This window comes from Sphingomonas faeni (genome assembly GCF_030817315.1).
Classification (GTDB): domain Bacteria; phylum Pseudomonadota; class Alphaproteobacteria; order Sphingomonadales; family Sphingomonadaceae; genus Sphingomonas; species Sphingomonas faeni_C.
Genome location: NZ_JAUSZF010000003.1, coordinates 1 through 24547, shown reverse-complemented (window position 1 = coordinate 24547; position 24547 = coordinate 1). Strand labels below are relative to the sequence as shown.

The 24547-nt window shown below is 57.6% G+C and carries 28 protein-coding genes; 15 read left to right on the top strand and 13 right to left on the bottom strand.

Annotation, left to right across the window (positions count from 1 at the left end):
- Window positions 1-236: 236 nt before the first annotated feature.
- Window positions 237-950, bottom strand: a complete 714-nt coding sequence (locus QFZ54_RS17650) for a Crp/Fnr family transcriptional regulator (RefSeq protein WP_307089640.1) — start codon at window positions 948-950, stop codon at window positions 237-239.
- Between the two features lie 345 nt (window positions 951-1295).
- Between QFZ54_RS17650 and QFZ54_RS17645 the strand changes: the two genes are divergently transcribed.
- The 3 genes from QFZ54_RS17645 to QFZ54_RS17635 all read left to right on the top strand — a co-directional run bounded on the left by QFZ54_RS17645 (window position 1296) and on the right by QFZ54_RS17635 (window position 6051).
- A complete protein-coding gene (locus QFZ54_RS17645) occupies window positions 1296-2060 on the top strand; it encodes a Crp/Fnr family transcriptional regulator (RefSeq protein ID WP_307089639.1) in 765 nt (254 codons plus the stop codon).
- Between the two features lie 182 nt (window positions 2061-2242).
- Window positions 2243-5098: a hybrid sensor histidine kinase/response regulator gene (locus QFZ54_RS17640; protein WP_307089637.1), complete on the top strand. Its 2856-nt coding sequence runs from the start codon at window positions 2243-2245 to the stop codon at window positions 5096-5098.
- 770 nt (window positions 5099-5868) lie between these two features.
- Window positions 5869-6051 (top strand): hypothetical protein, encoded by a 183-nt coding sequence (locus QFZ54_RS17635; RefSeq protein ID WP_307089634.1) that lies wholly within the window; start codon window positions 5869-5871, stop codon window positions 6049-6051.
- A gap of 83 nt (window positions 6052-6134) precedes the next feature.
- On the opposite strand, the gene QFZ54_RS17630 is transcribed toward QFZ54_RS17635, so the two are convergent.
- The 6 genes from QFZ54_RS17630 to QFZ54_RS17605 all read right to left on the bottom strand — a co-directional run bounded on the left by QFZ54_RS17630 (window position 6135) and on the right by QFZ54_RS17605 (window position 9747).
- Complete coding sequence (locus QFZ54_RS17630) at window positions 6135-6419, bottom strand: BrnA antitoxin family protein (protein WP_307089632.1); 285 nt, start codon at window positions 6417-6419, stop codon at window positions 6135-6137.
- Complete coding sequence (locus QFZ54_RS17625) at window positions 6400-6687, bottom strand: BrnT family toxin (RefSeq protein WP_307089630.1); 288 nt, start codon at window positions 6685-6687, stop codon at window positions 6400-6402. The genes QFZ54_RS17630 and QFZ54_RS17625 overlap by 20 nt, the downstream gene beginning before the upstream one ends.
- A gap of 641 nt (window positions 6688-7328) precedes the next feature.
- Entirely contained in the window at window positions 7329-7772 is a 444-nt protein-coding gene (locus QFZ54_RS17620; RefSeq protein ID WP_307089629.1) for a hypothetical protein, read from the bottom strand.
- Between the two features lie 106 nt (window positions 7773-7878).
- Complete coding sequence (locus QFZ54_RS17615) at window positions 7879-8082, bottom strand: DUF5818 domain-containing protein (RefSeq protein WP_307089627.1); 204 nt, start codon at window positions 8080-8082, stop codon at window positions 7879-7881.
- Window positions 8083-8189: 107 nt separating this feature from the next.
- On the bottom strand, window positions 8190-8387 hold the full coding sequence (locus QFZ54_RS17610) for a hypothetical protein (protein ID WP_307089624.1): 198 nt from the start codon (window positions 8385-8387) through the stop codon (window positions 8190-8192).
- Window positions 8388-9474: 1087 nt separating this feature from the next.
- Window positions 9475-9747 carry a hypothetical protein gene (locus tag QFZ54_RS17605; RefSeq protein ID WP_307089623.1) on the bottom strand — a complete coding sequence of 91 codons (273 nt, stop codon included), beginning with the start codon at window positions 9745-9747 and terminating at the stop codon, window positions 9475-9477.
- 338 nt (window positions 9748-10085) lie between these two features.
- Here QFZ54_RS17605 and QFZ54_RS17600 point away from each other — a divergent pair, with 338 nt between their 5' ends.
- The 3 genes from QFZ54_RS17600 to QFZ54_RS17590 are packed head-to-tail and all read left to right on the top strand — an operon-like array spanning window position 10086 to window position 11292.
- Window positions 10086-10418: a hypothetical protein gene (locus tag QFZ54_RS17600; protein ID WP_307089621.1), complete on the top strand. Its 333-nt coding sequence runs from the start codon at window positions 10086-10088 to the stop codon at window positions 10416-10418.
- A gap of 30 nt (window positions 10419-10448) precedes the next feature.
- On the top strand, window positions 10449-11105 hold the full coding sequence (locus QFZ54_RS17595) for an SOS response-associated peptidase (protein WP_307089620.1): 657 nt from the start codon (window positions 10449-10451) through the stop codon (window positions 11103-11105).
- The gene (locus QFZ54_RS17590) at window positions 11098-11292 is read left to right on the top strand and encodes a hypothetical protein (protein ID WP_307089618.1); all 195 of its coding nucleotides are present in this window, start codon (window positions 11098-11100) and stop codon (window positions 11290-11292) included. Before QFZ54_RS17595 ends, QFZ54_RS17590 begins: the two co-directional genes overlap by 8 nt.
- Window positions 11293-11523: 231 nt before the next feature.
- Here QFZ54_RS17590 and QFZ54_RS17585 read toward each other — a convergent pair whose 3' ends face one another.
- Together QFZ54_RS17585 and QFZ54_RS20520 are read right to left on the bottom strand one after the other, a co-directional pair.
- Complete coding sequence (locus QFZ54_RS17585) at window positions 11524-11853, bottom strand: type II toxin-antitoxin system RelE/ParE family toxin (protein ID WP_307089616.1); 330 nt, start codon at window positions 11851-11853, stop codon at window positions 11524-11526.
- Window positions 11846-11980 (bottom strand): type II toxin-antitoxin system ParD family antitoxin, encoded by a 135-nt coding sequence (locus tag QFZ54_RS20520; protein WP_373458621.1) that lies wholly within the window; start codon window positions 11978-11980, stop codon window positions 11846-11848. Before QFZ54_RS20520 ends, QFZ54_RS17585 begins: the two co-directional genes overlap by 8 nt.
- 638 nt (window positions 11981-12618) lie before the next feature.
- Between QFZ54_RS20520 and QFZ54_RS17575 the strand changes: the two genes are divergently transcribed.
- From QFZ54_RS17575 to QFZ54_RS17545, 7 genes are all read left to right on the top strand, one after another.
- Window positions 12619-13245 carry a DNA/RNA non-specific endonuclease gene (locus tag QFZ54_RS17575; protein WP_307089790.1) on the top strand — a complete coding sequence of 209 codons (627 nt, stop codon included), beginning with the start codon at window positions 12619-12621 and terminating at the stop codon, window positions 13243-13245.
- A 75-nt stretch (window positions 13246-13320) separates the two neighbouring features.
- Entirely contained in the window at window positions 13321-13491 is a 171-nt protein-coding gene (locus QFZ54_RS17570) for a hypothetical protein (protein ID WP_307089612.1), read from the top strand.
- A 335-nt stretch (window positions 13492-13826) separates the two neighbouring features.
- The gene (locus tag QFZ54_RS17565) at window positions 13827-14537 is read left to right on the top strand and encodes a hypothetical protein (protein ID WP_307089610.1); all 711 of its coding nucleotides are present in this window, start codon (window positions 13827-13829) and stop codon (window positions 14535-14537) included.
- A gap of 10 nt (window positions 14538-14547) precedes the next feature.
- Window positions 14548-15309 (top strand): hypothetical protein, encoded by a 762-nt coding sequence (locus QFZ54_RS17560; RefSeq protein WP_307089608.1) that lies wholly within the window; start codon window positions 14548-14550, stop codon window positions 15307-15309.
- 19 nt (window positions 15310-15328) lie between these two features.
- Window positions 15329-16408: a M4 family metallopeptidase gene (locus QFZ54_RS17555; RefSeq protein WP_307089606.1), complete on the top strand. Its 1080-nt coding sequence runs from the start codon at window positions 15329-15331 to the stop codon at window positions 16406-16408.
- Window positions 16408-16764 (top strand): protealysin inhibitor emfourin, encoded by a 357-nt coding sequence (locus tag QFZ54_RS17550; RefSeq protein WP_307089604.1) that lies wholly within the window; start codon window positions 16408-16410, stop codon window positions 16762-16764. Before QFZ54_RS17555 ends, QFZ54_RS17550 begins: the two co-directional genes overlap by 1 nt.
- 458 nt (window positions 16765-17222) lie before the next feature.
- Window positions 17223-17657 carry a pyridoxamine 5'-phosphate oxidase family protein gene (locus QFZ54_RS17545; protein WP_307089602.1) on the top strand — a complete coding sequence of 145 codons (435 nt, stop codon included), beginning with the start codon at window positions 17223-17225 and terminating at the stop codon, window positions 17655-17657.
- 154 nt (window positions 17658-17811) lie between these two features.
- Here the strand turns inward: QFZ54_RS17545 and QFZ54_RS17540 are convergent, their stop codons facing one another.
- From QFZ54_RS17540 to QFZ54_RS20515, 3 genes are all read right to left on the bottom strand, one after another.
- Window positions 17812-18213, bottom strand: a complete 402-nt coding sequence (locus tag QFZ54_RS17540) for a type II toxin-antitoxin system VapC family toxin (protein ID WP_307089600.1) — start codon at window positions 18211-18213, stop codon at window positions 17812-17814.
- Window positions 18210-18446, bottom strand: a complete 237-nt coding sequence (locus QFZ54_RS17535; protein WP_307089597.1) for a type II toxin-antitoxin system Phd/YefM family antitoxin — start codon at window positions 18444-18446, stop codon at window positions 18210-18212. The genes QFZ54_RS17540 and QFZ54_RS17535 overlap by 4 nt, the downstream gene beginning before the upstream one ends.
- A 165-nt stretch (window positions 18447-18611) precedes the next feature.
- A complete protein-coding gene (locus tag QFZ54_RS20515) occupies window positions 18612-18770 on the bottom strand; it encodes a 2TM domain-containing protein (RefSeq protein WP_373458620.1) in 159 nt (52 codons plus the stop codon).
- A 307-nt stretch (window positions 18771-19077) separates the two neighbouring features.
- On the opposite strand from QFZ54_RS20515, the gene QFZ54_RS17530 reads away from it, so the two are divergent.
- Window positions 19078-21378, top strand: a complete 2301-nt coding sequence (locus QFZ54_RS17530; RefSeq protein ID WP_307089596.1) for a putative bifunctional diguanylate cyclase/phosphodiesterase — start codon at window positions 19078-19080, stop codon at window positions 21376-21378.
- Window positions 21379-21705: 327 nt separating this feature from the next.
- Window positions 21706-23361, top strand: coding sequence for a sensor domain-containing protein (locus tag QFZ54_RS17525; RefSeq protein WP_307089594.1), 1656 nt, complete (start codon window positions 21706-21708; stop codon window positions 23359-23361).
- A gap of 60 nt (window positions 23362-23421) precedes the next feature.
- On the opposite strand, the gene QFZ54_RS17520 is transcribed toward QFZ54_RS17525, so the two are convergent.
- Entirely contained in the window at window positions 23422-24429 is a 1008-nt protein-coding gene (locus QFZ54_RS17520) for an acyltransferase family protein (protein ID WP_307089591.1), read from the bottom strand.
- Between the last annotated feature and the right edge of the window lie 118 nt (window positions 24430-24547).

The following is a 24547-nucleotide window of genomic DNA, read 5'->3' as shown; positions in this document are numbered from 1 at the left end:
GGTATTTGAGAAAACCTCATTCGAACAATTTGTAAGCAAATAATATCTACAAGTGCGGCATGCTACGTCGTGAGATTGAAATATGCTATCGCAGGCGAGCGAATTAATCTAAGCTAATGATATATGTATATGTATATGTATATGTTGTGCAATTTATCAATAAGCGCTTTTCGGCAAACTACAAAAGTTACAAGTATGCGGGTTGTTTATAAGTAGATTAGTTACAAACACTACGATTAAGTCGCCGATGCTAACATGCCGTCTTTTATTGGTAATTCAACGAATGTGCCGCCAAAAACGGGTGCAAAGCCATTTGGATTGTCTGGGTGTAGGTAGGACGCCCTAAAATCGCCTGCTGCCGAAAGTGCGTTCCAGTCCCTGATCTCGATTGCACGCTTGTCGCGCGTTATGAGTCCCTCTTTATGGAGAGCCTGAAACGTACGGTTGACGTGCACTGTAGTCAGTCCGGTTGCGTCACCAATCTGCTCCTGCGTCATTGGCAGTTCGTAGCGGTTTCCGGTCATCAGTCCCGCCGATTGCAGGCGGACGGCAATCTCGCACAGGAGGTGAGCGACACGCGTTCTTGCGTCACGGCGCCCGATATTTGCGATCCACTCGCGAAAGATCGAGCCTTCGATCAGTGTCTCGAGCCACATGGCGCGGCCGATCGCAGGATACGCAAAGGCTAGATCCTGGACGGCCTTTGCTGGAACGTACGCTACGTCCCCGGCAGTCAGCATCTGGATGCTGTGGTCCGCCACACCTAGGAAAGCGTGCTGGAGATCAAGCATATCTCCAGGTACATGCACCGATAGGATCTGGCGTCCGCCATCCCCAACGACTTTGCTTCGAAAGGCCAAACCGGAAAGTAGGATGCAGCAGCTTTTCGTTATGTCCAGCTCGCGCAAGATGTAGGAATTCTGGATCAAGGACTTAATAAAAAACGGCATCTCGTGAAATGCGTCGCGGTCCTCCTGGGATAGTACCGCTCTTTGCTCAAGTTTACGTAATGCGGGCGCCAGATGTAGCTTGGATGACGAGGGCATAAAGTTTCACCGTTGCGGTGACGCGCAACCCATGCAGTTCAATGTCTGGCTGCGATTTGGATCATAAATTACGTTAATCGTAAAGTCTCTGCGCTACATCACTAAATTCAGGTTATATTTTTGACGGGTTGCGATCGAACCGCCATACCGAGCGGGCGACTATTTTGACCGTCAATACGTTCTACCTGCGCGGCATGTGCCGCGTTGAGATTACCACGGGCAGTAAGCCCTGAACGGTCTGAGGGCGTGATGAATAATCCCTGGGTAATGAAAATGGAACAATTTACGGCCTTCACTAAAGAAGAGCGCACCCGTCTCGACGCCATCATCACGTCCAAACAGCGTGAATTTCAGGCGCAGGAAGACGTGATCGCTGACGGGGCGCATTCAGATTACTGCCATGTCCTGCTGACGGGCCTTGCATGCCGTTACAAAATTTTACCGGACGGCGAACGCCAGATTATGGCTTTCCTGGTACCCGGAGACCTTTGCGATGCCGAGATCTTTATTCTGAAAAGAATGGATCATGCCGTTGGCACACTGACCCCAAGCACGACGGCAATGATCCATTCCAGCGAGATGAAGACGCTACTGCGTGAAGCCTCACCGATATCTGAAGCGCTATGGTGGGGGACAATGACCGATCTGGGCGTCCTTCGAGAACGCATTCTCGATCTGGGTAGGCGAGACTCTAGCGAGCGCCTTGCTCACTTGCTGTACGAAATGTTGGTTCGTTACCGGGTAAGCGGGGCGACGAAGACCAACTCGATCGACTTCCCCGTTACCCAGACCGATCTTGCCGATGCCACCGGCATGACGCCTTCACACGTCAACCGCGTATTGCAGCGCTTTCGCGAGGACGAGATGATCGAGCTCCGCAGCAAAACGTTGACCGTAACCGATCCGGCACGCCTTAAATCGCTTGGGCAGTTTAACCCTGCCTACCTGCATCTGGACAGGACCGAGGCGAATGATCTGGCCGTTTCGAGCCGCGTCGGTGACCTGATTGGGTAAAGAACCGCTTCAACCATGAACCGCAAGCGATCAGCGTCGCGAACATGTAAGGACAGCGGAAAGTCCGTCAGATTACAGTGCGATACCATTGAGGAAGACGTTAGCATGGCCTAGCCAATAGACAGGCGTGCTGAGCGGCGTGCCGAACCAACCGGCCGAACATAATAACATCGGATAAGCAGATGCTCAGTTTCCTCGTCGACGGTGGCCAGATGGGGGCTGCTATTCGCGCCCGCGATTGGACCGAGACTGTACTGGGAGCGCCCGCGGAATGGCCGACCCCATTGAAGACGTTGGTCAGCGTCGTTCTGGGTTCCAACCAGCCCATGTTTGTCGCTTGGGGTGTGGAGCAGACGCTGTTCTACAACGACGCATATGCGACCATCCTGGCCGACAAGCATCCTGAGGCGCTCGGCCAGCCGTTCATGGAGGTTTGGGCGGAAATCGAGGCCGACCTGACCCCGATTGTTGAGCAGGCCTATGCCGGTTTGCCTGTCCACATGGACGACATCACCTTGATGATGCAGCGGCGCGGCTACGTTGAGGAAACGCACTTCGCTTTCTCCTATACCCCGGTTCGGGGGGAAGCCGGAGCCGTGGAGGGGCTGTTCTGTGCCTGCACCGAGATTACCGATCAGGTCCTGGCGGAGCGCCGTCGTGCTGCTGATACCCAGCGGCAGCGGCGCCTGTTCGAACAGGCGCCGGGGTTCATCACCATCCTTCACGGGCCTGAACACGTGTTCGAGTTCACAAACGCGAGCTATCGCCGTCTCTTCGGAAATCGGGACTCTATCGGCAAGACAGTACGCAAGGCTTTCCCCGAGCTGGCAGACCAGGGGTTCTACGAGCTATTGGACTCCGTCTATCACACGGGCGAGCGGTTCGTTGCCGATCATATCCCCCTCGTGCTGGATGTAGAGGGCGGCGACCAGGTCGAGCGCATTCTCGACTTCATCTACGAACCGATCATCGATGATGCTGGCAACGTGACCGGCATTTTTGTCGAAGGCTATGACGCTACTGACGCACACCGTGCGCAGGCTGAGTTGCGAGAAAGTGAGGAGCGTAATCGCCGTATCGTGGAAGGGGTGAAGGATCATTCCATCTTCACCGTGGACACCGAAAATCGGGTTATGGATTGGACGCCTGGTGCCGAAACGGTCTTTGGCTGGTGTGCCGACGAGATAAGCGGTCACTCCGTTGATATTCTATACACACCCGAAGACCGCGCCGCTGGCGTTCCGACACAGGAACTGGCGGCGGCACGTGAGAAGGGCTGTGCCAATGACGAACGCTGGCATGTTCGACGTGACGGCAGCCGGTTCTTTGCCAACGGCTCGGTTCGTCCGCTGCACGACGCGCAGGGTACGATCACCGGCTTTATCAAGATTGCTCGCGACGAGACCGACCGGCGCGCGGCCGAGGCTACCCTGCGTGAGACCGAACAGCGCTACCGCCTTGCCGCAAAGGCAACAAACGATGCGATCTGGGACTGGGATCTGGCCTCGAACTCCGTGGAGTGGAACGAGGCGGTCCGTGTTCTCTTTGGCTATGAGGAAAACGAAATCAAGCCGACCGGCGATTGGTGGATCGGTAACATCCATCCCGACGATCGGGAGCGGGTCGACAAGGATATTCACGCTATCATCGATGGGGCAGGCGACCATTGGGCGTCCGAGTACCGCTTCCGACGGGGCGACGGCAGTTTTGCCGATGTTTTCGACCGGGGGCACGTCTTCCGCGGTGAGGACGGAAGCGCCGTCCGCATGATCGGCGCGATGCTGGACCTCACTGAGCGCAAGCGTGCTGAGAAAGCGCTGCGGGAGCTCAATGAGACGCTTGAAGCCCGCGTTTTAGAGCGAACGGCCGACCTCATGACGGCGCAGGATGCGCTGCGGCAGGCGCAGAAGATGGAAGCGGTTGGCCAGCTTACCGGCGGCCTCGCGCATGACTTCAACAACCTGCTGACCGGTATCTCCGGTAGCCTAGAGATGATGCAAATCCGCATCGCGCAGGGCAGGACAGCCGATGTCGAACGCTATGTCGGCGCAGCGCAGGGGGCCGCCAAACGCGCCGCATCTCTTACCCACCGGCTACTCGCCTTCTCACGCCGGCAGACGCTTGCTCCCAAGCCCACCAACGTCAACCATCTGGTCAGCGGAATGGAGGATCTAATCCGCCGTACGGTTGGGCCCGTGATCGAAGTGGAGACGGTCAATGCTGCCGGGCTATGGCCCAGCCTGATCGATCCCAGCCAGCTCGAAAACGCCATCCTAAACCTGTGCATCAACGCACGGGACGCGATGCCGCATGGTGGCACGATCACGATCGAAACCTGCAATCGTTGGATGGACCAGCGGACAGCCAAGGAACGCGGTCTGGATCCGGGGCAGTACATCTCCCTATGCGTGTCCGATAAGGGCACCGGCATGCCGCCGGAGGTAATAGCTCGCGCCTTTGACCCGTTCTTTACCACCAAGCCGATCGGCGAAGGCACCGGGCTTGGTCTGTCGATGATCTACGGCTTCGCCAAGCAGTCCGGAGGCTCGGTGGCGATCTACTCGGAGGTCGATCAGGGCACGATGGTGTGCGTCTACCTCCCCCGCCATCAGGGCGAGGCCGAATTGGACGACGTGGAGGCGGACATCGAGGCCGCACCGCGGGCCGAGGCTGGGGAGACGGTGCTGGTAGTGGATGACGAGCCAACCGTGCGCATGCTTGTCGCCGAAGTTCTGACCGATCTGGGCTATACCGCGATTGAGGCCGCAGACGGCACGGCTGGGTTGAAGGTCATCAATTCAGACCTGCGTATCGATCTGCTCATCACGGACGTGGGGCTGCCAGGCGGGCTGAACGGCCGGCAGGTGGCAGACGCTGCACGCGTCGCACGGCCCGGTCTGAAGGTTCTGTTCATCACCGGATATGCGGAGAACGCCGTGTTGAGCCACGGCCATCTCGACGCTGGGATGCACGTCCTTACCAAGCCATTCCCGATGGACGTTCTGGCAACACGTATTCGAACTCTGATCGAGGGATAGTTCCCGCAAATGATCCCCTCGCGAGTTAGCGTCAGAAGTCTTGATCGCCGTTTGCAAGCGGACGGATAAGTATTGTGCGTCCGTCGCACCGATCGTGGTTTATGTCTCAACGATCGTGCCTGCCGCCTCGATCCGTCTCACGCAATGTGAGCCACAAACCGCCCTTTTTTGCAGTTCAGAGCGGTCATTATTACGAGATGGGGTGGTTGCCGCCCTCCCAGACGGCATCGCGGTGGGCCAGAAAAGTGGAGTTTGAGGCCCTGAGCAAAAAGGACGGCAACCGTGACGAACGCTCTTCGGCAGGTGGGGCAGCGAGCTGCCGAACTGCGGACACGGCACACGACGGTAACCCGATCAACGCAGGTCGTTACCTGCTCCACCACAAACTGATGCGGCACGAACGGCAGAAGGCGCTCGGGCATGGCTCCACGAGGCTCCCAACAATGGAGCATCTTTGAAGCAACCGGATTCACGCTTTGTCTCCATTGCCTGCACCGAAAGTGCGGGAGAGCCCACTTCCGGGAATATTCCACCAACGTTGACACCGAGAGGGTCGATCATTGCAGCTATGCGCGTCAGGGCATCGAGATGGAGCCGGCCGTGAAGGTGGGCCACGCCTCGGCCGCGATCGAGTGGCGTGCCGAGCACGAGTAGATCGCAGCCGGTGAGGAGCCGCACGCCGTCACGCCGCGCGAGAAGATGAACGAGGCAATCCAAGAAGCGCGAGGGCTGGGGTACTACATCCAGCGCGGTCGGGAGCGGATCCACGAATGGAGCCACCAGCTACGCGAACGAGCCGAGCTGGCAGCGCAAAGCATGTCGAGCTTCGCCAGGGTACGGCGCGCGCGATGCGGTCGGGGCTGCACGTCAGTAGCGGTGACGGGTTGGACGCACTGCCGGCGCTCGATCAGTCACCCCGTCGCGAACAGACGCCGGCGATCAAGCTGGACTAGGCGAGGCAGGGTGGGCGCGATCGGTAGCAGGAGCGGGAACGACAGCGCGGGCACGAGCCGGATATCGACTTCGGGCGGTAGCGTCAGGCCCGCGCTTCGCTCTCGGCAACGTAGCGGCGCAGCACGCGGTTGATTTCGGTCTGGTAGCCGCGATCGTGGGCGTGTTCCTTGAACCAGCTTACGATATCGGCATCGAGCCGGAGCGTGACGGGTTTCTTGATAGGCCGATACAGACCTGGCCGGCGGGCATGCTGCCACGCCTCGGCCGATGCTTCGGGGATATCCGTGGTGTTGATCTGATCGTCCGGCAGAGCTGCGAGCCGATCGAGCTGATCCTGGAACTCGGGGTTAAGCGCTTTCCTGCTCATAGCGTTTCCTTTCGTGTGCCGTTGCCTTTCGAGCGCTGATGATCCGGACCCGGTCTTCGTCGTCCGGTCGGGGATGACTGTGAACGACCACCAGGACGACGACGGCACCGATCATGTCAATGGCATGCCAGCGCTGCTCTCCACCTTCCACGCGACCGGGGAGGACTAGGTAAAGCGGATCGCTCCAAACCTGGCGCGCCAGCTCGAAAGAGACCCTGTGCTTGGCGTGATTCGATGCAGCTTCCCCATCGTCCCACTTGAAAATCACCGCCGCTCTACATTTACAGAAATGTATGTACGCTATGACGCGGTTTACGGCAAGTAGTGTGCCGAAAGGCTTTCCTGTTTTCTCATCAGACTGTGCGGAAACTCGCCGTTGGCTGATGCCGCGCCAGGAATGCGCTGGATGAGGGCCAGGATATTGGCTGAGGATTATAGGCGACACAGGGCTACCGATAGAGCGCCACAGCCGCGAAGGCCGGCCGGGGGGCGTTTTGGCGCTAGATCAGGCCTGCACGGCCCGGATCAGTCCGTGTACGCCGACCATGTTTATCGCCCGCCTGAGGTTATAAGCGAGCGCTGTCAGACCGAACTCGCCCCCCCCCTTGTCGAGCTCGCGCATCAGGAAGGCGCCCTGGTTCTTCCATTGCTTGATCGAAGCGAAAACGCCAAGGCCACGGACGCTGACCGCGAGACCCCAGGGCGTCCCGAAGCACCAGCTTCCCGGGACAGCGGGACACGCAGTCCGTCAGAGGTATACTCGAAAAGAACTGTGCTACGCAGCCGGACATTTCATACTGGCTAGCATCACAAGCAGGGGTACGTGCGTGCAATATCTCGGCAAGGTTCGTGCTATCGATGACGCCATCTTCGCGGCGTCGACCGTCGTGACGGCGTTGGCCGAAATGGTCATGCTGTCCGAGGCATATCGGTAATCGAAGCCGCAACCGCCGAGGCGCTTTGCATGTCCGGTGCCTGCGTCGCTGCTGCGATCAGGTCAACGTCCGTCAAATCGCGATGATCGATCCACCATTTGGCGTCAGTCACCCGAAGGCACGCGTCACAATCGGCGTCGTTGTAGAGGTCGGTTAGCCCTGCGAGCCGCTTGGTCCTGATCGTCGCTCCCCAGTTGATCTGCCGATCGCTGCCGGTCAGGAGTGGAAGATCGAGGTGGGAGATAGCAGCGCTGCTTAACGCTGCCGCAGCGGCTTCCTCAGCCCGCTTTTCCGCAACGAAGCAGTCTCGGCAGGTCGTCGTCTTCAGCCACTTGGCTTTGCGTTCCTGCTGGCTGTCAAAGCCGGTGAGATGATGAGCCTGCTCATGACCGCAAGCATGAATGATCCGCTGTTCCATAGGCAGGATGATGCCTGTTCGTGATTTGTACGCAACGCCAATGAGTCGGGTTGAATCAGAATTGCGCCCAGCGGAAAACGACTAAACCAGAGGAGTGGTCAGTCTGCTAAGCTGGGGCAACGCCGTCAGCGTTTACCAGATCTGGGCCAACCAATGTGCCAATGAGCCGGACGCGTTTTTCAACCAGGTCGACGGGGGTACGGTGCAGCTCCAGCTCGTAGCGCCCACCGACATCGCGGCGAAGATAGAAGGCCCCGCCATCGCGGATCAGGGTGCCTATCTCGTTGACTCGGGTGCCAGTCGCTACCATCGCTGCATCATCTCTTTATCATTATGTGTCGCTGCGGCAGGTCACTGCCGGTAACCGAGTCGCTCGGCGTGGTCACGTGATTTTGCCAACGCGTGACGGTACGACCTTCAGAGACTGATGTTACGCCTTGCCATTTCAACGAACGCCATATTCCCGATCGGAGTGTGAGGGTCGGCTTTGAAGATGTCGGCCAGATCGAGCAGATCATCGTCAGCAAGGCCTGTGATGGACGTTTCGATCTCGGCAAGGCGTCCGACCGCGCGACCACTGCGATCAGTGAGCCGCTTCATTCTTGTCTTGAGCATGTGCGCTCCTATCATGAACGACCGCGGGCGGGCAGGGGCATTTGCTGCCCAGTTTCAACTTCCAGCTCCGCCCGACGGCAACGCAGGTTAATCTTAAACCTGAGAAAGCTGTTGGGGTGCAGATGAGTAGCTATTTCAACGAATGCTTCATGTACCGTAACAAAATGTTAAAATACAGCCTGTTCTGGTCTTCTTCAAGGAGCTCTCAACCGTGTAAACTGCAGCGGTCCGAGCAGCGGTGTTCGGCTGCGCTATCCTCTCGAACTGTGCAGCCGAACATTAGTAACGAGAAGTAACAAACACATTCAGGTCAATAGAGCAGCGTTTTGTTGTCATTAGAGTATACTATTTAAAAATGAAATCTGATTCATTACAGGCAGCACCGCTCTACTGATAACCGCCGTTCTCCTCGCGTTCTTTGGCAGCGTCCTCCTGCACTTCTTCCATTTCCTTGGCCTGCTCAGTGGCATCCTTGTCTTCGGGCTTTGGGTCGTCGATCATATGTCACCTCCGAGTTTAATAACGGAGAACCAACGTGGTTGGATCCGCGGCGCCACAGCAATCAAGCTGGTTTGCAACCGGTTCTGAACGATGACACCGCATGATCTCGACGGTGTGGGGTTTTAGATCCTGGGTTGTCGGTTAAAGGTTTGCCGCATGAACAACTCTCAAATCGAGTCATACCGGAACGCTGCTGCCCACGAACGATCGGAAGCGGGGCGGTCCACGCTACCGCTCGTTCGAGAGCGTCATCTTCGATCGGCGGAGGCTTGGGATGCGATTGCCAGTCAGGGTGAAATGACCGAGCGCCTGGCGCAGGCGAACGCCGAGAACCGGGTGAAACAACCATATCAGCGACGGCCGTCAGCCGACAATATGTAGGATGGGCGCTGTCGTAAGCGGCGGTGCGGCAGGCACCGATACGCAGGTATAGCGGCGCGGCTGCCCACAGCAGCCTACGTCTGGCGTTTCATGCCCATTGGCCGCGCTGGGGGACCGTGCGCGACCCTGTCGGCTGATCGGATCGGCCATTGTCGCTCATCCCGCGACGCCAGCGGGTAAGGCCGTCCCACGGTCCACGGGAGCGCTACTGCTTCGTTTCGTCGGACGCGACCGCGCCCATCGTCATCGCCAATAGGGATGCGCCACGCTGTTCGTTATCGAGCTTCAACAGCCGGACCCAGTGCGCGATGTGTTTGCCCGCTGCGTCGACGCCTTTGCGCTGCAACTGCGGGGTCGTCAGGTTAGTATCGTTCTGGATTACCGACGCGATCGAGAGCGCGAAAAAGTCTATGATGTCGTCGGCGATCAACGCTTCATCGGCTGAGTTTGCCGCAAGATACTGCATGACGATCGGCATAATCTCTGGAACAGGTCGATCTTGGTTTGGTCGTCTACCTTCATGATGTCCGCGGGCATGCTGGCGTCCTCCGTTCCCAGCATGTATTGCTCGAGGCCGGGAAGTGAAAGGCAGGTCTGCCAGTCTCGCCAGTATCGAAAGCCTTCATGAATCATCCGCGGGAATGGTTTCAGCCAAAAGTCGTAGGTATTGGCTGGTCCCCTCGAACATGGGAGGGCTGGGCGATCATCGTCTCCGTGATCGCGATCGGTGCAGTTGTCGGGCGCGTGAACCTGTAAGTCAGCGAAGCTTAGTAACGCCATATTGCATGCGCTGAGGAACCCGGCCTAGGCTCGGCAATGGAAAATCTCGCATCACAGTTCGACCTTCTTGGTCAGCTTCACTCCTTGATCGCGCAACGCAACGAGGCAGCCGAGGCGTTCGATGTATTTAAGCAGGACGCCGTGCTGGCGCCGGCCGCTGATTTGGCAAACGGCGAGGTCTCCTCCGACGACGCTGCGGACGTCGCTGCAGAGGAAGTCGACACGTTCAGGGCTCAGACCGAAGGCCTGCTGGCCAGCGCAACCGACGATGAGCTTCTAGCAGCGTATCAACAGACCGAGGGTGAAGTAGGCGATCTCGCTGCCGAAGCGCTACGTGATGAGATGCGACGTCGGAACCTCGACGAGTGAACCGATCCAGCGCCAATCCGGAATCATCCCATGTGTAACCGAGCAAGGTTCAGCGGCGAACCCGAGACCATATTCGAGCGCTTCGGGACCGAATGGTTGACCGAGAAGCCAATGGACAACCGGTTCGATCCGAAAGAGCTGCGTCCGTTCGGCCGGGCGTATGTCGTGCGGAATGACGGTGATCGCCGCGGTCTCGACGTAATGGAATGGGATGTTCTGGCTGGGCAGGCGAAACAGGCTGGCCGCAAGGTCGCACAAACGAACGTGCGCACCCTCCATCTCCCCCAATGGCGCTCGCTCGTCAGCGCCCCCCCCAACCGGTGCCTGATCCCGCTGACGGAGTTCTGCGAATGGGCGCGCGAGCCTACGGACCTGGGCGACGGCAAGAAGCCGATCAAAGGGGAGATGTGGTTCGCCGTTACCGATCAGCCCGTGTTCGCCATCGCCGGCTTCTGGCGACAGGTCGGTGACCAACGCTACTTCGCAATGGTCACGTGCGATGCGAACGAACTGGTGGCGCCGATCCACCCCAAGGCGATGATTACAATCCTGAGGCCGGATGATTACGGGCGTTGGCTCACAGGAAGCTATGACGACGTGCTGGCGCTGCAGCGGCCATATCCGGCCGCTCAAATGACTGTTCGTGGACCGGTGTTTCCGACACGTGGAAACACTCCCAATGCCTGAGCTGCCGGCTATGTCCGATCGGGAAATCTGGGAAAAGGCGTCGACTATCGCGGCAGCATTTGGCGACGATGAGCCTGAGCATTTCACGGACAGGCTTTTCGACATTCTTCGTGACACCACCAATCCACAAGACTGGCGTCGGGTTGCGGCCGCGCTTGATGCGATTGCTGGGGCGTCCAAACAATAGCGTCAGTTCAGCGTTGATCGTTGGCCTTCGTGACGTCGTCTAGACGGTTGAACATGAAAGTCGCCCTCTATCTCCATAGCGTACCCAGCGTAGCATCAGACGTCTTGATCGTCATTTGCGAGCGAACGGATCAGTATTGTGCATCCGCCGCACCGATCGTGGTTTGTGTCTCAACGATCGTGCGCCTGCCGCCTCGATTTGTCTCACGCAATGTGAGCGGCAAACCTCCCTTTATTGCAGTTCCGAGCGATCATAATTGCGAGCCGCTACCTGCAGGTAACGAGCAGCATCCATGCGTTGATGCAGGATACGGATGACGGCGATGCCGTAACCGGTCAGCCGAAAATAAATGACGTGCTGCTCGACACTGCGCCGTCGATAGCCTGGTCGGATGTTGGCACAGTCCTGCGCCTGCTGCGGGGCTTCAGCCAGATCAGCGCAAGCGGCTTCGATAAGGTCGGTGTAGCGCATCGCTTGGGGCAGGCCCCGATGCGCCACGGTATGGTCGAACACCCCATCAAGGTCACGTTGCGCCCTCGGGCTAAGCCGGTATTCAGCCATGCTGCGCGGCTTTGCGCCGCTTAAACGCAGCAAAGTCGAACGGCTCCGGCTCCCCGCTCTGTTCGCCTTCGATCAGTGCCTGACGGATGCTCTTGATCTTAAGGCTGTGTTCCTGCTCGCGCCGGATGAGGTCGCGGATTGCATCGCTGTCATTGGTGTAGCTGCCGGCGTCGACTTAGGCGGCGATCCCAGCATTCTAATGTTCGGTCAGGGTTATGGTTTTACGCACGATCGTCATATCGGCCTCCACGTCATACAATTGGTGCTATATAGCGCATTAGATGGCTGCTATTATCGCGGGAAGCCGATAACTACTCCACTGACTGAACTGCGAGGACGGTTTGCCAGCCATCGCAATTACGCTGGACCAGAGCGACATTTTAGCCGGACCTACCGGGGATGCGGGTGTCATCACGACGTTACACAGCCGGGGGTATTCGTCGTGAAGACGCGAAAGAGGACAATTATGATCGACCTGTCATATCGCCCCCGTTTGATTGACCTTCAGCCGCTGACGCGTTCGAACTTTGGTTTGCAGCTGTTCGAACCCGAGGGGGTCAGGACGTCCGAGGCAGGTACGTTTCGCGGGCGGGAAGGCTACAACGAAGACTTTCTTCCCGGCTTTGCCGTGCCGCTCCCCGACGCCCGTGCGATTGCCGGGGATGTACTGCCGGTGACGGGCAGCGAGAGTGACCGCCTCGACTACGAGCATTTCTCAATTCTTATGTCGAAAAGCCGGCGTCTTGCCTCTTCACCGCCGTCAATATAGATGGGAGAGCCAGCGTCTCGGTACCGCGCGGCGGGGATTCTTGGGCGTTCGACGGCCGCATTCCCAAAGAGGCTCAGGCGGGGGACGAGCTTTATGCCGATAACGACTTTGATCGCGGCCATCTCGTACGGCGTGAGGATCCCAACTGGGGTCCCACCGCCAGCGAGGCCAACCGCGATACCTTCCATTTTACCAACTGCGCGCCGCAGCTCTCCGTTTTTAATCAACGCTCATGGCTAAACCTCGAGGACTACATCCTCAGCACCACACGTCGGGTTGGCGAACGTGCGACCGTCTTTACAGGGCCTGTTTTCAGGCCCGATGATCCGGTTTATCGCGGCGTCGCAATCCCGCTGGCCTATTGGAAGGTCGTGGCCTTCATCCATGACGATGGTCGTCCATCGGCCTCCGCGTATCTGATCGATCACGATGTCGACCTGGACGCGCAGTCGCTCCTGTTCGGCGCGTTCAAGACCTATCAGCGATCAGTCCTTTCGATTGAAGGCCTGACGAACCTCGACTTTGGTTTGCTGCGGCAATTTGATGGGTTCTCGAACGAGGAGACGGCAACCGGCGACATGGTCCGTGCTTTGATCACCAAGGCCAAAGATATTCGGCTGTAGCGGCCGCAAATAGCGCTGTCCTACAAAGAACATATATGGAACATCGGTAGTCGGATCAACAAGGAGAGTCGGACAATGACCGACATGATCGACGGCCCCATGCTCGTAGGTATCGCAGCGCTCATCACCAGCGTCGTCAACATCATCACCGCTGTCCGCGCGCGTGATCGGCCAGCGGACCGTTCGCGTGTGCGGACGATCCCGCGGCGTAGAAAGAGAACAGAGAATCGCAGTTTAGGCGCATGATGCCCGAAAGCCCGAAGGAGACCGTTATGCGCTGCCGCGTCATTTCCCTTCTACCTGTATTGATAGGCCTGCCTCTGCTGGCGGGATGCGCGACAAACGCGATTCAGCTCGAAAACGCAGGCACTGTTCAGGCCCGAGGCCGAGAGGCAGTCCTAGCCACGACGGCCTATTTCGACGCAATAGAACTGCGCCGTCGTGAGGCTGCTGCAGCGTTGGTTGCGAGCGATCCAAGCTGCTTGCCGGCGACCCCGCTCCGTATCCAGGTGCCTACGGCACCGAACGCCCCGCCCGCACCACTATGCCTTGCGAGCGAGCCACCGGCCCTTGGCTATACGGTGTTCGAAATCGACATTGGAAGTAGTCCACGAGCGGTACTAGAGCCACGTGTTGCCCTGATCGTCGCAATTGGTGGATACGCTGATGCGTTAGCAGCCATTCTCGACGCCCCCAAGACCGACGTATCGGCCGAGATCACTGCGTTTGCCGATCAAGCCGACCGGCTTGCCCGGTTCACGAACTTTGTCGCAGGCACCGACCTGCCAAACGTCAACGCGGCTGTCGCCAGCGAACAAGGGCAGAGCGTCGTTGCGCTGATCGCGTTTGCCAACGACCTCGCGCGGGAAGCGCGGCAAACCCGCAATGTACGTGCGTTAGTTGTTGAACGCGGCGCGGTCGTCGATCGCACACTGGCATCGCTGTTCGTACAGGTCACGACCTGGGGCAGGGGGGCCGTGCGCAACGCCGACGATCTCTACGGCAACGCGCTGTTCCGAACCTACCTTCGCAATCGCACCAGTCTGTCGGCCGACCAGCGCGAGCAGCTTGCCACCCGTGTTTTTGCCGCCCGCGAGGCCGCAAAGCAGGGACCCGTACGGGCAGCTGAAGTCGCAGACGCCATTGATCTCACCGCAAAAGCCCAGGCCGGGCTGCGGGATGCCTTAGCAGGTCGCTTATCGCCGCAGCAGCGCCGCGCCGCGGCTCGACTGAACATCGATCGTATCACGCGCGCGCTCGGACTCATCGCGTCGATCGCCAACCCTGCCTGAGGATGATCCAATGACCACCTTTACCCAGGCTGTGGAGGCTGCAGACGCGCTCATCGATCAGCTTCAGGCATTGACCGAGAACCCCCGCTATCTCCCGCGCTTCTTCGATACGATATTCGGTCTACGCACGGCGCTCGGTAACGAACGCGATCGGTTCGCTTCATCCCACAGTGTCGAAGCCGTGGACCGATCGGCATTCGCGACGATCCTGGATCGCTGCGAACAAGCGACGATGATCGGCGCCGCGCTTGCCCCCAGCGATGCGGAGGTGTCGCGGTACGCGGCAGCCGTACAGCGCGCGATTGCGGCATTTGCCAATGATGGGGTGGCGTCCGCTAGGCCAGCCCTGCGCGGCGCGCTGCGGCTTCGACGATCATCAACGCCGTTGGTAAGACCCGGGCGCCGGCCCGATCCAACGCCCGAGCCATATTATACCAGTCTTGTGAAGCTCTTCCCGGTCGAGGCCGTGACCCTTTACCCCCTCGCCATTGGCATCGCTGGCACCGACATCGTCATCCGCTTGATCCTCATCGTCATCATCACGCTGTTCGTCATCGCGCTGCGTTGGTTCGGAACGCAGGAGGAGAGTGGGGGAGATACAGATGTGCTGGCAATCGGCGTGTCGGTCATTTCGTTCGAGCTCTACGCCGCCTCGCTAGGCGGGTTTGGCTACCTCCCGGGTGGCCCGGCGCAGACCAGCCAGTTTCTCGCTTTCATCACCATCATGTGGGTCGCGCTCGTACCCTTCGCGCTTCGCCACTCCCGCCGCTAATCGATAAGGAGACACGATCATGTGCATGTCCACGCATCGGCATTCGCTTCACTGCATCCTGCCACCCTACATCCTTTCCAAGATCGCCGAGAACGGCTCACCTGCGTTGCGCGCCATGGCGATGCACAGCCTGATGATCGACCCAACCATTCGGATCGTCCGAGCCAGTACGGCGGGGCCCGTCACCGGAGATCTCGCCCGACGGCGGTCGGCTGCGGGCAACATCCTTGTGCCCAGTCCACTTCGAACGATCCGAGACGCTGGGGGCGAACCCGAAGCGCCTGGTTCTGTGGTCGTGCGGCGTGAAGGGGAGGGACCGACCGGCGATATCGCGGTCGACGAGGCGTATGAGGGCTTGGGTGCAACGTTCGCGCTGTTCTGGGAAGCCTATCAGCGCAACTCGATCGACGACGCGGGCCTGCCGCTTGATGCCACAGTCCATTACGATCAGGACTATGACAACGCCTTCTGGGACGGCACCCAGATGGTGTTCGGCGATGGTGACGGCGAGCTGTTCAACCGTTTTACGATCGCGCTTGATGTCATTGGTCACGAGCTCACGCACGGGGTTACCGAGAAGGAGGCAGGGCTCGCCTACTTCAACCAGTCCGGTGCGCTTAACGAGAGCATCTCCGACGTGTTCGGCAGCTTGGTGAAGCAGAAGCTGCTGGGCCAGACGGCCGATCAAGCGGACTGGCTTATTGGTGCCGGACTGCTGACTTCTGCGGTCAAAGGCGTCGCGCTGCGGTCGATGAAGGGGCCCGGAACGGCTTATGACGATCCTGTTCTCGGCAAGGATCCGCAGCCTGGCCACATGGACGATTTTGTCCACACCAATCAGGACAATGGCGGGGTTCACATCAACTCCGGTATCCCCAACCGGGCCTTCTACCTGGCCGCGACGACGATCGGTGGAAACGCTTGGGACCAAGCCGGTCGGATATGGTACAGTGCGCTGCTGGACCCCAATACGCGGGCCAACACGGACTTCGCCGGCTTTGCCCGCGTCACCATCGACGTCGCGGGGCGTTTGCACGGTACGGACAGTGCCGAGACGACAGCCGTCGCCGAAGCATGGACAGCGGTTGGAGTGATCTGATGCAGATGGACAAGGCTTGCGACGAGACCGTGACGGGCGAAGCCCGGGTACGGATCGAGGGAGGTCTTGCCCATTTTCCGGGGCTTGCGAAGGAACAGACCATTTCGTTCGGCGACCTTGCAACGCCCGAGCGTCAGGAACTTACCAGCCTTGCCGATCAGGCTGACTTCTTCGGTTGCGAGCCATCGAACGATATCACGAGGCCGGATGCGCGCACGTATACGGTTGGCCTGACGATCGACGGACGAAGCCGGGAGATGCGGCTCGCCGAGCCGATCCGTGACCCCGCAATGGCGAAGCTCGTCTCCGTCGTCCGTCGCCTGAGCAAACAGCACGCACCAACACGGCGCGAATAGGCGGCTGCGTACGGGACGGTCTTAGGTCGGGATTGCACCGCGTGAATGGCAGTAAGTCACACGCTTAAAAGTGGCGTTGGATTGGTATGTTACCTAAGGCCGTGATAACATGATCGGGGCGGCTGCACGATGACTGTAGATAAACAGGGCGAACTCCAAGAACTGCTATTGGAGGCGTTACAGGTAGCCGAAGAGCTAGGCCGCGATATCGTGACGTTGTACATCATGCACGCTATCGACACGTTATCCCCCCGACTGAGGCGCTAGGTCGCAGCCCTCGGTCACTCTCCGTTGTAAACCTGCCGAGTTTACGAACCGCCCCCGCCAAGGACATATGGACACCGAAGCTAAGTTATCAGCGGCCTGAAAAGAGGGAGCACGTCAGCGACCAACACGTCACTACGTTCGTTGCAGCCGTTCGGGCAAACTTCATGGCCCTACATTGATGGAGTAAAACGATGTCAGACCTCAGCCTGCACGACCTGTCAAAGAAGATGGCAAAGTTGGACTTCACAATGATGGCGACCCGCTCCGCCAACGGCACCCTGACAGCCCGCCCGATGAGCAACAACGGCGATGTCGAATATCAAGGTGATAGCTACTTCTTCGCCTACCAAAACTCACGAAAAATTACCGACCTGCGCGCCGATCCGCATGTCACGCTTAGCTATACCGGTGCAGTCGGTATGCTCGGCGGTCCCCCGCTGTTTGTAACTGTCGAAGGCGCCGCTGCGCTGATCGAGGACAAAGCCGCGTTCGCCGATCACTGGACCAAGGATCTCGATCGGTACTTTCCCGAGGGCATCGACACACCCGGGGTCGTAATGATCCACGTCGATGCAAAGGTGGTCCGCTACTGGGATGGTAGCGACGAGGGCGAAATCGTCATCTGAGTTAGGCACCTAAGGCCCGTACCACACAGGACTTCCGCAGCGTTGTCGCGGAAGTCCTGAGTTTCGGACGTCTCGTATGTCCCTAATTTTGCGACAGTAACTGACCGAAGCGGACGTTGCAAAGAGGTCCCTTTCGTATCATCATCGACGCAGGTCACCAAAGGCGTCCTGGCCATCCCGACACGCCGATCAATGCATCGAACGCGATATCGGTAGAAACCAGCCGCAAGCCTCTTGAGATCGCCGTCCCCGCTATCAGCCGGTCAAACGGATCGCGGTGATCCCATATCAATGTAGCAGCCAGTAAACTGGCCTCGGGTGACACCTCTATCAGTCGCCCGCCTTGCTCGTTCGCTAGGTCGATCAAACGATCAAGGAAAGGGACCATCTCAGGCCATTTGCCTAATCGGACCTTCTGGCCAATCTCGAACAAACTAATCGCGCTGATGGAAACCGTTTCAGCCTGTTCCATTGCCGCAATAGCAGCCGCAGACAAACGGACATCCGCGGTCATCGACCAAGCCCAGGCGTGAGTGTCGAGCAGGACATGGCTCACGTGCCATTCCCCTCCCAGAGGGCCAGTTCATCCGCATCCATGGGTTCAAGGAAATCCGGACCAGGGCCAGCGATTTTCCCTTTCAGCACGCCAATTGTGAACCGGTTCTGAGGAAGCGGAACGATCTTGACCACGGGATGCTTGCCCCTGGCGATTACCACCTCTTCGCCAGCTAAAACCGCTTCAATCAGCTTGGAAAGGTGGGTTTTGGCAGCATGAACTGTGACTTGCATAACCGTTCCTTAGCTAACCTAGCTAAGATAGCATACATAGTGCATCTCTTCCAGACATCCTTTGGTAATGAGCGTCGAGCGTCCGGGATTGTGATCAGAAGACGTTCCTCTGCGTAATTTGCGATCGTGACCAACTATCACGATGCCATCGGCGTCACGAAAGGGTCAGAGTGGGCGACCCAGACGTCGCCCTACTTGCCGCCGCTCCCATTCGCCATTGAGGATCGGAATGCGATCGAAGGTCTTCAAACCGTGAACCACTAGGCCGACCACCCAAAGGTCGAAAAGCCATAGGGACCGTAAGTAGCTTGGCGTGAAATAGATTTCACGCGAATATCGCGCCCATGATCAACGTGAATTCGCTCAAATGAAGGTAGACGCCTTTCACGCGGCGTACGTAGCCAGATCGGATCGCGTGTGGGCAGGAAATTTACTTATATAGGTTAATGTCATGCCACGTTTATCGACCAACGGCGTTGGGCTATCAACGAATACAGTATCGATATTTACCTAGTACGGACGCAGTGGAACATATTTTGTGTCTGTTATTTAGTACATTAGCAGCTTCATGCTACCAAAGCCCTTCCCCATTCCGGCGTCAGGGTATGCCGAACCCAGCCAGGAGTGACCAGTGGACGACGATTTTGGGATCGGCCCAGTGCACGTCGATGTTGCAGGCCCGCAGGGGCTGACTGCGGCACATCACAGGACCCTACGGCAGATTGCAGACGATGCCATGCATGCGACAGGGGCGTCTGGCGCGTTTGTTTGTGAGATCAGCAGTAATACTCTGTCGGTCGTTGCCACCAGTTCCAGCCTGTCGCCGGGTCTTATTACGCCAGCGCTCGTTCCGTTCGGGACGGACGACATGCGCAACTGCACCGTTCAAAAGATCGGGTTACCTCCAACCACAGCGATAGGGTTTTCCGGATCGGAGGGGGGCGCCGTTCGCTTCGTTGCGATCGTATCGTTAGTCCGGAACGTCCCAAGCTATCTACTTCTTATTGATAAAAGGCAGCGCCGGAACCTCAGCCTTGCCCAGGTCTATACCGTGCGGGCTCACGCTGCGCATCTATCAACCGTTCTCGATCTCCAGTTCCTGCGTAGGGATGCTGCGGCGGAGGCCGTGAGCGGGCAGGACTTCGATATTGAGCGGCTTCGATTGCTCGAGTCCGTCGCCATACACGCGCGGGATTCGATCATCATAACCGAAGCCGAACCTGTCAGCTTGCCCGGTCCGCGGATTTTATATTGTAACTCGGCATTCACACTCGCGACCGGATATCTGCCAGAGGAGGTCCTCGGCCAGACCCCGCGCATCCTTCAAGGGCCTGACACAAGTCCCGCCACGCGCGCCGAACTGCGGTACGCTTTGGAGAGCTGGCAGCCGATCGAGGTCGAACTCGTCAACTATCGAAAGGATGGCAGCACGTTCTGGGTCGAGCTCAGCATCGTCCCCGTCGCCAATGAGAAGGGCCGCTACACCCACTGGGTATCCGTTCAGCGCGACATATCTGAGCGTAAGAGCGCGGAGGACCTCGCGATCCGGGTCCGCGTCGCTGAAGGGCAGAATGCTGCCCTCGCAAGTGAGATCGTTGAACGGAAGCGTGTAGAAGCTGAGTTGCTCTATACCGCGTTCCATGATGGACTGACGCGGTTGAGGAACCGTGCGTACTTCATGAACCAGCTTCAGGCAGCCCTCGACCGCGAGGCATCGCAAAGCGATCAGGCCTGCGCGATCCTTTTTCTAGACCTGGACCGCTTCAAGATCGTGAATGACAGCCTTGGTCATGTTCACGGCGATGCGTTGTTGCGCGATGTTGCCCTACGCCTGAAGCGCAGCGTCAGGCCGCAAGATACCCTTGCCCGGATCGGCGGTGACGAATTCGCCGTCCTGATCCAGGATTCGGCTGGATTGACTACAGCCGTGGAAGTCGCCGAACGCATTCTTGAGGCAATGCGGACGCCGCTTCAACTCTCTCACCAAAGTGTCTTTCCATCAGTCAGTATCGGGATTTCACAGGCACTGGGCCGGGATACCTCGCCGGACGATCTGCTCCGCGATGCCGATATCGCAATGTACGAGGCAAAACGTGCCGGTCACGGCGATTACGCGATCTTTGATCCCTCTATGCACGACGTCGCAGTTGCACGCCTTGCCCTGCAAACCGACCTTCGGCTTGCCGTACAGCAAGAGGCTTTTCATCTTGCGTATCAACCAATCGTTGACCCTACGACAGGTGAAATTTTAAGCTTCGAAGCACTGCTCCGTTGGGAGCATCCCATACTCGGCAAAATCACCCCAGCGGATTTCATTCCCGTTGCCGAAGAGATCGGCGTCATCCGTGAGATCGATCGCTGGGTCATGATTGAAGCGTGTACGCAACTGAAGAAATGGCACATCCTTCAAGGTCGCTCGACACTCCGCATGAGCGTGAACACATCTGCAGCGGAGTTCGTCGACCCCGCGTTCCTGGATAATCTGGAAGCGGTCCTGGCATCGTGTAATTTGCCACCGCAATGTCTCGAGCTAGAAATCACAGAAGGTATTTTCCTACACCCTTCTCCACAGATTGCCGGCATTATTGCGTCGATCCGGCAGTCTGGTGTTCGCATTGCACTTGACGACTTCGGAACCGGGTTCTCTTCACTCAGCTACATAAGCCGGTATCCCATAGACACCATCAAGGTTGATAAGTCGTTTATCGACGAGATCTGTTCTCTTGAAAGTACCTATGCCATCGTCAATCTAATTATGGGCTTGGGGAAGGCGCTGGGCCTCAAGATTATTGCTGAAGGCGTTGAGACCCAGGATCAAGTGATCAAGCTCGTTGATATTGGCTGCACGGCTATACAGGGATACCATTATTCCAAACCGATGTCGGCGGAAGAAGCTGACGAGGTAATACAGCAACGGGTCCTCCCGATATAATGTAAGCCATTTTGCCGTCGCTCTCTGCAGATACTGCGGCTACGACCAGTGTCGGAACATTAGAGCAGCAGAGCATTATACCCTTTGGATGTGGTTAGCGTCCTTGGCGGCGTAACGTGTCGTCGATATCGGCGAAGAGCGGCCTGCAGTTAAAGGGGCTCATACAAGGGTTGCCCAATTTACAAGGCCAAATTGGAGATCAGGGCAGCTCCCGTGGGCATGCTACGGTTATTAACTTTTGACGGTTAAGTGGTTTGGATAGCTTTTATTTTCGCAAAATCGGCGCGCGAGGCATCCCGCTCAGTCGTTGAAACGTTGGGTGCATATATGAATTTCCCGGGCAGCATTCATGAAATCCAGTCGATACTGGATGCAATCCCGTATCCTGTTGTAGTGAGAGGTCGCGACCACCGAGTAAAAGTCGCAAATAAGGCTACATGCGATTTTCTACAGCGCTCCCGGAACGCCCTGGTTACTCTATCGGACTATGAGATCTTCCCAGCTGAGCAAATCAACGCGGTTCATGAATCGGATGATCTCGTTTTCTCGAGTGGCAAAGGTGATGAACGCGAGGTTGAGGTAATCGACGGTCGCGGGTCTGTCCGCCACGTAATCATACGAAAACAGCTCGCCACTTTAGAAGGCCTTCAATATATAGTCGCGGCCGTATCGGATGTAACGGCTCATCGAGAAGCTGAGGCGCAAAATCGCAATCTTATTTTGTACGATACGCTTACCGGACTGCCGAACAGTGTTTTATCTAACCAGCATTTTGAGCAAATGCACGCAAGTAAGCCTGGGGAGTGCGCCTTACTCCTAACCGATCTCGATCAATTTGGCTTGGTTAATGATACACATGGCTTTCCCGCTGGTGATGACCTTCTCATACAGTTCGGTCAGCGACTGTTAAGTGTGGTTAGGGCTGGGGATACGGTTTCACGATTGGGCGGAGATTGCTTTTCGGTTCTGCTCATGAATATGAATACAGATACAAGCATCGAAGATGTTTGCGAACGAATTCTGAGAGCGGCCGCTCAACCATTTGAAGTCCCTGGCGGACGTGTCCAAATCAGCGCCTCAATTGGCCTCGCAATACCGCAAGACGAACTGGTCCCACCCATCGAGACCAAGCGCCGCGCTGGCGTCGCGCTTAATCAAGCCAAAGCAGACGGCCGTGATCGCTGGTGTGCCTATTCCGAGGAGTTCGATCGAACATTCCGACATCGTCAGTCAACAGAGGCTGACTTACGCGAAGCGCTGCTGACGGAAACGGGGATTGAGGTTTATTACCAACCTATCGCAACGGTCTCGTCAGGAGAGGTGATAGGTTTTGAGGCTCTTGCCAGATGGCGTCACCCGACGCGTGGCATGGTGATGCCAGATGACTTCATACAGGTCGCCGAAGCCAGCGGGCTAATCGTCCTACTCGGGGAACGCATTCTCAGACAAGCATGTCAGGATGCCGCGAGCTGGAGTCCGCCGCTTCGACTGTCAGTCAATGTCTCACCCTTGCAGTTCGTTCAAGGCGATCTAGTCAACATGATTGCTGGGGCTTTGGCGGACAGCGGGCTTGATCCGCAGCTCCTCGAGTTAGAAATGACCGAAGGGGTGCTGATCGATGACGCTAGTGGTACTCTGCTTCTGCTAAATCGCATTCGCGCACTCGGCGTAAGCATCGTTCTCGATGACTTTGGGACCGGGTTCTCCAGCCTTAGCTATCTACAGCACTTTCCCTTTAGTAAGGTTAAGTTAGACAAGTCTTTCATTACGGATATGCTAGAAAACTGCGATGTTACTTCCATTGTTAAAGCTGTTTTAGCGCTGAGTAAGAGTCTAAATATAGCAGTTGTTGCGGAGGGAGTGGAGACATCAGCTCAGCTAGAGCTGCTTCGTGAGCTGGGATGTGATCAGGCACAAGGCTATTTGATCAGTAGGCCATTACCCATTAACGGATTGAGCGAAATTCTCGGAGGAATTGGCTAGAAAATTCTCGAGATCGTACGCAAGATACCCTGAATAACCCAATTAATATCCAATTTCGGTTTACATGGCGTGTTTCGATGCAGCTAACGGCATAGTTTTATCCGTCTTTTGCTTCGGGCGCAGCAATCCGAACACCGGGAGCAAGCCGAACCGTTGCAGCACGAGATAGGCGATCAGCGGCCCGCCGACGCCGGCCGTAGTGCAAACGATGAACATTGCTGCGGGTGGCAACGGGGCATGCGCCTTGAGCAGAAAAATTCGAGTGCCTGCAGTTGCCAGGATATGCATGACGAAGATCGTCATCGATGCCTGCCCGACAAGGACGAGCGCGGCAGCCATCCGACCTCTGGGCAACTGCGCCAGTGCCAGTGTCAGCGCGATGCCAGCAAGTGCGGCAGGCACCGCAGTTGGAGTCAGATACGGCGCCTTGCCGTAAACCGGAAGAAACTGGACGAAGACGACCCAGAGAATCGCAAACACGATAACCAGAAACCACGGCAGCCGCAGCGTCTTGATCGTGTCTGCGCCGAGCACCCCGATCAGGAAGAAGCTGAACTGATACAGGATCTGATGAACCAGCGTATCATCCGAGACGAAGGCGCTCGCGATCAACCCGGTGAGGGCCAGTGCAATAAGCACGATTGAGTTTCGCACGAACGCGACCAGCATCATGAAAACGAACAGCGCGTAGAGGAACCAGAACGGCGATACAGGCTGCCACCCTATCTTCGCAAGGCTTGCCCAATCGGTCTGGCCATTAGTCATCCCCGAAAGTACGACCATGACGCTACCCTGGATCAGCGACCACAAAACATACGGATAGGCCACCGTCCACAACTTGGTGCGGACGAACGGATCGATACCCTTACGCAGCGACCCCAGTATATTCAGGCCAGCCAGCAGCATGAACAGCGGCATATGGAACGTATAGAGCCACAGATCGGCCGTTCGCCAAACCGGCGCACTCGATACCCCCGCCGCTATCAACCCGCGGTTCGCGTGCCCCGCCACGACCAGAATGATCCCGATCCCGCGTGCCGTATCAATCCACTCAATTCGCTTTGTCATTACGGACGCATGCCAGCAAAGATCGCCGGCAACGAGTTAATTTGCCGAGATCAAGATCCCGTCATAATTACGTACCGTGATACCGTTGCGTTGAGTCGCACGAATTCGGGTACACCGA

Excerpts from the sequence above, each read along its gene's own strand:
- QFZ54_RS17650 (WP_307089640.1), bottom strand. The coding sequence starts at position 950 with ATGCCGTTTTTTATTAAGTCCTTGATCCAGAATTCCTACATCTTGCGC.
- QFZ54_RS17645 (WP_307089639.1), top strand. The coding sequence starts at position 1,296 with ATGAATAATCCCTGGGTAATGAAAATGGAACAATTTACGGCCTTCACT.
- QFZ54_RS17640 (WP_307089637.1), top strand. The coding sequence starts at position 2,243 with ATGCTCAGTTTCCTCGTCGACGGTGGCCAGATGGGGGCTGCTATTCGC.
- QFZ54_RS17635 (WP_307089634.1), top strand. The coding sequence starts at position 5,869 with ATGGAGCCACCAGCTACGCGAACGAGCCGAGCTGGCAGCGCAAAGCAT.
- QFZ54_RS17630 (WP_307089632.1), bottom strand. The coding sequence starts at position 6,419 with ATGAGCAGGAAAGCGCTTAACCCCGAGTTCCAGGATCAGCTCGATCGG.
- QFZ54_RS17620 (WP_307089629.1), bottom strand. The coding sequence starts at position 7,772 with ATGGAACAGCGGATCATTCATGCTTGCGGTCATGAGCAGGCTCATCAT.
- QFZ54_RS17615 (WP_307089627.1), bottom strand. The coding sequence starts at position 8,082 with ATGGTAGCGACTGGCACCCGAGTCAACGAGATAGGCACCCTGATCCGC.
- QFZ54_RS17610 (WP_307089624.1), bottom strand. The coding sequence starts at position 8,387 with ATGCTCAAGACAAGAATGAAGCGGCTCACTGATCGCAGTGGTCGCGCG.
- QFZ54_RS17605 (WP_307089623.1), bottom strand. The coding sequence starts at position 9,747 with ATGCCGATCGTCATGCAGTATCTTGCGGCAAACTCAGCCGATGAAGCG.
- QFZ54_RS17600 (WP_307089621.1), top strand. The coding sequence starts at position 10,086 with ATGGAAAATCTCGCATCACAGTTCGACCTTCTTGGTCAGCTTCACTCC.
- QFZ54_RS17595 (WP_307089620.1), top strand. The coding sequence starts at position 10,449 with ATGTGTAACCGAGCAAGGTTCAGCGGCGAACCCGAGACCATATTCGAG.
- QFZ54_RS17590 (WP_307089618.1), top strand. The coding sequence starts at position 11,098 with ATGCCTGAGCTGCCGGCTATGTCCGATCGGGAAATCTGGGAAAAGGCG.
- QFZ54_RS17585 (WP_307089616.1), bottom strand. The coding sequence starts at position 11,853 with ATGGCTGAATACCGGCTTAGCCCGAGGGCGCAACGTGACCTTGATGGG.
- QFZ54_RS17570 (WP_307089612.1), top strand. The coding sequence starts at position 13,321 with ATGACCGACATGATCGACGGCCCCATGCTCGTAGGTATCGCAGCGCTC.
- QFZ54_RS17560 (WP_307089608.1), top strand. The coding sequence starts at position 14,548 with ATGACCACCTTTACCCAGGCTGTGGAGGCTGCAGACGCGCTCATCGAT.
- QFZ54_RS17555 (WP_307089606.1), top strand. The coding sequence starts at position 15,329 with ATGTGCATGTCCACGCATCGGCATTCGCTTCACTGCATCCTGCCACCC.
- QFZ54_RS17550 (WP_307089604.1), top strand. The coding sequence starts at position 16,408 with ATGCAGATGGACAAGGCTTGCGACGAGACCGTGACGGGCGAAGCCCGG.
- QFZ54_RS17545 (WP_307089602.1), top strand. The coding sequence starts at position 17,223 with ATGTCAGACCTCAGCCTGCACGACCTGTCAAAGAAGATGGCAAAGTTG.
- QFZ54_RS17535 (WP_307089597.1), bottom strand. The coding sequence starts at position 18,446 with ATGCAAGTCACAGTTCATGCTGCCAAAACCCACCTTTCCAAGCTGATT.
- QFZ54_RS17525 (WP_307089594.1), top strand. The coding sequence starts at position 21,706 with ATGAATTTCCCGGGCAGCATTCATGAAATCCAGTCGATACTGGATGCA.
- QFZ54_RS17520 (WP_307089591.1), bottom strand. The coding sequence starts at position 24,429 with ATGACAAAGCGAATTGAGTGGATTGATACGGCACGCGGGATCGGGATC.